The sequence below is a fragment of the Streptomyces sp. DH37 genome (assembly GCF_029813835.1).
Lineage (GTDB): Bacteria > Actinomycetota > Actinomycetes > Streptomycetales > Streptomycetaceae > Streptomyces.
Map to the genome: position 1 here is coordinate 38058 of NZ_JARVKV010000060.1, position 6000 is coordinate 44057.

Genomic DNA, 6000 nt, shown 5'->3' on the forward strand with positions numbered 1-6000 from the left:
GTAGGGTCGGAAGTGGTCGGGGACATCCCAAACAGATTTCGTCGGTGTCCGCACCGGCGTACCTAACGAGGAGATCGGTTCGTGACGATCCGCGTAGGCATCAACGGCTTTGGCCGCATCGGTCGCAACTACTTCCGCGCTCTCCTGGAGCAGGGCGCGGACGTCGAGATCGTCGGTGTCAACGACCTGACCGACAACGCGACCCTGGTTCACCTGCTGAAGTACGACAGCATCCTGGGCCGCCTCAAGCAGGAGGTCAGCCACACCGCCGACACCATCACGGTGGGCAACCAGACCTTCAGGACGATGGCCGAGCGCGACCCGGCCGCCCTCCCGTGGGGCGAGCTCGGCGCCGACATCGTCATCGAGTCCACCGGCATCTTCACCAAGCGCGAGGACGCCGCCAAGCACCTCGAGGCCGGCGCGAAGAAGGTCCTCATCTCGGCCCCGGCCAAGAACGAGGACATCACCGTCGTCATGGGCGTCAACCACGAGTCCTACGACGCCGAGAAGCACCACGTCGTCTCCAACGCCTCCTGCACCACCAACTGCGTGGCGCCGATGGCCAAGGTCATGGACGAGAACTTCGGCATCGTCAAGGGCATGATGACGACCGTCCACGCGTACACCAACGACCAGCGCATCCTGGACTTCCCGCACAAGGACCTGCGCCGGGCCCGCGCCGCCGCCGAGAACATCATCCCGACCTCGACCGGCGCCGCCAAGGCCACCGCCCTGGTCCTGCCGCAGCTCAAGGGCAAGCTGGACGGCATCGCCATGCGCGTCCCGGTCCCGACCGGCTCGGTCACCGACCTCGTGCTGGAGCTCGACCGCGAGGTCGGCAAGGACGAGATCAACGCCGCCTTCCAGAAGGCCGCCGAGGGCCAGCTGAAGGGCATCCTGGAGTACACCGAGGACCCGATCGTCTCCTCGGACATCGTCAACTGGCCGGCCTCCTGCACCTTCGACTCCTCCCTGACCATGGTCCAGGGCAAGCAGGTCAAGATCGTCGGCTGGTACGACAACGAGTGGGGCTACTCCAACCGCCTCGTGGACCTGACCGTCTACGTCGGCGAGCGGCTCTGACCGCGCTGCCGGACGGCAGAGCCGACACATGTGACACGGCGGGGCTCGCAGGACGCGACGGCGCGTCCGGCGGGCCCCGCCTCACGATGACCGAACACCACGGAGTCGCAGCATGAAGACGATCGACGACCTCGACGTGGCCGGCAGGCGGGTCTTCGTCCGCGCCGACCTGAACGTGCCGCTCGACGGCGAGACCATCACCGACGACGGCCGGATCCGCGCCGCCGTCCCGACGATCACCAAGCTGGCCGGGGCCGGCGCCAGGGTGATCGTCGCCTCCCACCTCGGCCGCCCCAAGGGCGCCCCGGACCCGAAGTTCTCCCTCGCCCCCGTGGCGAAGCGGCTGGGCGAACTCCTCGGCGCGGACGTGGCGTTCGCGACCGACACCGTCGGCGAGTCCGCCGAGTCCACCGTCGCGGACCTCGGCGAGGGCCGGGTGGCGGTGCTGGAGAACCTGCGCTTCAACGCCGGCGAGACCAGCAAGGACGACGCCGAGCGCGCCGCCTTCGCCGACCGCCTCGCCGCGCTCGCCGACCTCTACGTCGGCGACGGCTTCGGCGCGGTGCACCGCCGCCACGCCTCCGTCTACGACCTCCCGGCGCGGCTGCCGCACGCCGCCGGCGACCTCATCGCCACCGAGGTCGGCGTCCTGCGCAAGCTCACCGACGACGTCGAGCGCCCCTACGCCGTCGTCCTGGGCGGCGCGAAGGTCTCCGACAAGCTCGGCGTCATCGACCACCTGCTGGAGCGCGCCGACCGCATCGTCGTCGGCGGCGGCATGGTCTTCACCTTCCTGAAGGCGCAGGGCCACGAGGTCGGCGCCTCGCTCCTCCAGGAGGACCAGATCCCGGCCGTCCGGGGCTACCTCGAGCGCGCCAGGGAGCGCGGCGTGGAGTTCGTCCTGCCCGTCGACGTGGTGGCCGCCGCCGAGTTCCCGGACCTGAAGACCAAGGCGCCCTCCGAGCCCGCCACCGTCGCCGCGGACGCCATCCCGGCCGGTCTGATGGGCCTGGACATCGGTCCGCGCAGCCAGGAGCTGTACGCCTCGAAGCTCGCCGACGCCGCCACCGTCTTCTGGAACGGCCCGATGGGCGTCTTCGAGCACCCGGACTACGCCGCCGGCACCCGGGCCGTGGCCCAGGCGCTGGTCGACAGCCCCGCCTTCACCGTGGTCGGCGGCGGCGACTCCGCCGCGGCCGTCCGCATCCTGGGCTTCGACGAGGAAGCCTTCGGCCACATCTCCACCGGGGGTGGCGCCAGCCTCGAGTACCTCGAGGGCAAGACACTTCCCGGCCTCGCCGCACTGGAGGACTGACCCGCTCATGGCAACCCGCACCCCGCTGATGGCGGGCAACTGGAAGATGAACCTCAACCACCTCGAGGCCATCGCCCACGTCCAGAAGCTCGCCTTCGCGCTGAACGACAAGGACTACGAGGCCGTCGAGGTCGCGGTCCTGCCGCCCTTCACCGACCTGCGCTCGGTGCAGACCCTGGTCGACGGCGACAAGCTGAAGATCCGCTACGGCGCCCAGGACCTGTCGGCGCACGTCTCCGGCGCGTACACCGGAGAGGTCTCCGGCGCGATGCTGGCGAAGCTCAACTGCACCTACGTGGCCGTCGGCCACTCCGAGCGCCGCCAGTACCACAACGAGACCGACGAGCTCTGCAACGCCAAGGTCAAGGCCGCCTACCTGCACGACCTGACCCCGATCCTGTGCGTCGGCGAGGGCCTGGAGGTCCGCAGGGCCGGCGACCAGGTGGCCCACACCCTCGCCCAGGTGGACGGCGCGCTCAAGGACGTCCCCGCCGAGCACGCCGCCCGCATCGTGATCGCCTACGAGCCGGTGTGGGCCATCGGCACCGGCGAGGTCGCCACCCCCGAGGACGCCCAGGAGGTGTGCGGCGCGATCCGGGGCCGCCTGGCCGAGCTGTACGACCGCGAGCTGGCCGACGGGGTCCGCATCCAGTACGGCGGATCGGTGAAGTCCGGGAACGTCGCCGCGATCATGGCGCAGCCGGACGTGGACGGCGCCCTGATCGGCGGGGCCTCGCTGGACGTGGACGAGTTCGTGAGGATCGTCCGCTTCCGCGACCGGTAGGGCCGGCGGCGCCCGCCGCCACCGAGTGACGGCGGGCCGCCCACGTCGTACCCTGTCGGGGCCGGGAGCGAGCACGCGCGGCGCCTCCCGGCCCCGTACCCTGCAAGTCCGACAGTTTCCCGTCATCCGTCCGAGAGAGTTGGTCCAGCCGTGATCCTGGGGTTCTCCATCGCCCTCATCGTCTTCAGCCTGCTGCTGATGCTGCTCGTGCTGATGCACAAGGGGAAGGGCGGCGGCCTCTCCGACATGTTCGGCGGCGGCATGCAGTCCTCCGTCGGCGGCTCCTCGGTCGCCGAGCGCAACCTCGACCGCATCACGGTCGTGGTCGCCGTGATCTGGTTCGCCATCATCGTGGCGCTCGGCATCCTGATGAAGCTCGACGTCTGACGCCCGCCGCCCGGCGGCGGGCGACACGACCTGACGCCGCGTCGCGTTCCCGGCCTATCATGAGGCTCGCGTCCACGTGACCCACGGGGGCTGTAACTCCGGTCTCTGGACGTGCGTTGGGCCCTACGTACACTGGGGCACCCGCGGCGGAGCGTTCCGTCGATGCTCCGCGGCACCGTGAAGGCAGGGAGTTACGACCGTGGCAAGTGGCAACGCGATCCGGGGAAGCCGGGTCGGAGCGGGGCCGATGGGGGAGGCCGAGCGAGGCGAGTCCGCGCCGCGCCTGCGCATCTCCTTCTGGTGCTCGAACGGGCATGAGACCCAACCCAGCTTCGCCAGCGACGCGCAGATCCCGGACACCTGGGACTGCCCGCGCTGCGGCTTTCCGGCCGGCAAGGACCGGGACAACCCGCCGGACCCGCCGCGCACCGAGCCGTACAAGACGCACCTCGCGTACGTGCGCGAGCGGCGCAGCGACGCCGACGGCGAGGCGATCCTCGCCGAGGCGCTGGCCAAGCTCCGCGGGGAGATCTGAACGCCGATCGACCCGCCGGACAACGGCGAACGACGGCCCGGCCGTACGCCCCCACGGGGCGCGCGGCCGGGCCGTCGTTCCATTAGGTTGGGGTGCGGCGGGGCCCGTACGAGAGGAATGGACTGATTTCGCAGATGAACGCTGAAGGCCGCGGCAGGCTCGACCGAACGCCGCAGTGGCAGGCGCTGGCCAGGCACCGCGAGGAACTGGGGGAGGTGCACCTGCGCGAGCTGTTCGCCGCCGACCCGCGGCGCGGCGAGCGCTACGGCGTCCGGGTCGGCGACCTGTACCTGGACTACTCCAAGAACCTGGTCACGGACGAGACCCTGCGGCTGCTGCGCGAGCTGGCCGAGGCCACCGGCGTCGCAGAGCTGCGGGACGCGATGTTCCGCGGCGAGAGGATCAACACCACCGAGGACCGGGCCGTACTGCACACCGCCCTGCGCGCCCCGCGCGACGCGGTGGTCGAGGTGGACGGCGAGGGCGGCGGGAACGTCGTGCCCGCCGTGCACGCCGTGCTCGACCGGATGTCCGCCTTCGCCGAGGCGGTGCGCGCCGGCAAGTGGGTCGGCCACACCGGGCGACCCGTCAGGTCGGTCGTCAACATCGGCATCGGCGGCTCCGACCTGGGGCCGGCGATGGCGTACGAGGCGCTGCGCGCCTACACCGACCGGAACCTGGACGTCCGCTTCGTCTCCAACGTGGACGGCGCGGACCTGCACGAGGCCCTCCAGGGCCTGGACCCGGCCGAGACGCTCTTCGTCGTCGCCTCCAAGACCTTCACCACGATCGAGACCATCACCAACGCCACCTCCGCCAGGAACTGGCTGCTGACCGGTCTGGGCGCGGACCGGGACGCGGTGGCCAGGCACTTCGTGGCGCTGTCGACGAACGCGGAGGCGGTCGCGGAGTTCGGCATCGACACCACGAACATGTTCGAGTTCTGGGACTGGGTCGGCGGGCGCTACTCGTACGACTCGGCCATCGGCCTCTCGCTCATGATCGCCATCGGCCCGGACCGCTTCCGCGAGATGCTCGACGGCTTCCGCACCGTCGACGAGCACTTCCGCACCGCGCCGCCGGAGGAGAACGCCCCGCTGCTGCTGGGCCTGCTGGGCATCTGGTACGGGGCCTTCTTCGACGCGCAGTCCCACGCGGTGCTGCCCTACAGCCACTACCTGTCGAAGTTCACCGCCTACCTCCAGCAGCTCGACATGGAGTCCAACGGCAAGTCGGTGGACCGGCAGGGGAGGCCGGTGGACTGGCAGACCGGCCCGGTGGTGTGGGGCACGCCCGGCACCAACGGCCAGCACGCGTACTTCCAGCTGCTGCACCAGGGCACCAGGCTGATCCCGGCGGACCTGATCGGCTTCGCCCGGCCCGTGGCCGGCCTGGAGCCCGCGCTGGCCGGACAGCACGACCTGCTGATGGCCAACCTCTTCGCCCAGGGCCAGGCGCTCGCCTTCGGCAGGACGGAGGAGGAGGTCCGCGCGGAGGGGGTCGCCGAGGAGCAGGTCCCGCACCGCACGTTCCGGGGCAACCGCCCGACGACGACGATCCTGGCCTCCGAGCTGACCCCGTCGGTGCTGGGGCAGCTGGTCGCGCTGTACGAGCACAAGGTGTTCGTCCAGGGCGCGGTGTGGGACATCGACTCCTTCGACCAGTGGGGCGTGGAGCTGGGCAAGGTGCTCGCCAAGCGCGTCGAGCCCGCGCTGACCGAGGGCGCCGAGGTGGAGGGGCTGGACGCCTCCACGGCGGCCCTGGTGGCCCGCTACCGCTCGCTGCGGGGCAGGGACTGACCCGGGGGCGCGCGTAACGGCCCACGGGCGCCCTGAGGGCTGTGGGCCGTACGCGCGCTCCACGACGGACGGCGGCGGCTCCGCCCCCGAGGGG

6 protein-coding genes are annotated in these 6000 nt (G+C 71.1%); all 6 read left to right on the forward strand.

Features of this window, described 5'->3' with window-relative positions:
• The first annotated feature begins 81 nt into the window (after window positions 1–81).
• The gene (gene gap, locus QC029_RS24170) at window positions 82–1086 is read left to right on the forward strand and encodes a type I glyceraldehyde-3-phosphate dehydrogenase (protein WP_279557882.1); all 1005 of its coding nucleotides are present in this window, start codon (window positions 82–84) and stop codon (window positions 1084–1086) included.
• A 112-nt stretch (window positions 1087–1198) separates the two neighbouring features.
• Window positions 1199–2401 carry a phosphoglycerate kinase gene (gene pgk, locus QC029_RS24175; RefSeq protein ID WP_279557883.1) on the forward strand — a complete coding sequence of 401 codons (1203 nt, stop codon included), beginning with the start codon at window positions 1199–1201 and terminating at the stop codon, window positions 2399–2401.
• 7 nt (window positions 2402–2408) lie between these two features.
• Window positions 2409–3185: a triose-phosphate isomerase gene (gene tpiA / locus QC029_RS24180; RefSeq protein ID WP_279557884.1), complete on the forward strand. Its 777-nt coding sequence runs from the start codon at window positions 2409–2411 to the stop codon at window positions 3183–3185.
• 150 nt (window positions 3186–3335) lie between these two features.
• Window positions 3336–3572, forward strand: coding sequence for a preprotein translocase subunit SecG (gene secG, locus QC029_RS24185; protein WP_279557885.1), 237 nt, complete (start codon window positions 3336–3338; stop codon window positions 3570–3572).
• A gap of 199 nt (window positions 3573–3771) precedes the next feature.
• Window positions 3772–4107 carry an RNA polymerase-binding protein RbpA gene (locus tag QC029_RS24190; RefSeq protein ID WP_076971064.1) on the forward strand — a complete coding sequence of 112 codons (336 nt, stop codon included), beginning with the start codon at window positions 3772–3774 and terminating at the stop codon, window positions 4105–4107.
• Window positions 4108–4241: 134 nt separating this feature from the next.
• The gene (pgi, locus tag QC029_RS24195; protein WP_279557886.1) at window positions 4242–5906 is read left to right on the forward strand and encodes a glucose-6-phosphate isomerase; all 1665 of its coding nucleotides are present in this window, start codon (window positions 4242–4244) and stop codon (window positions 5904–5906) included.
• Window positions 5907–6000: the final 94 nt, after the last annotated feature.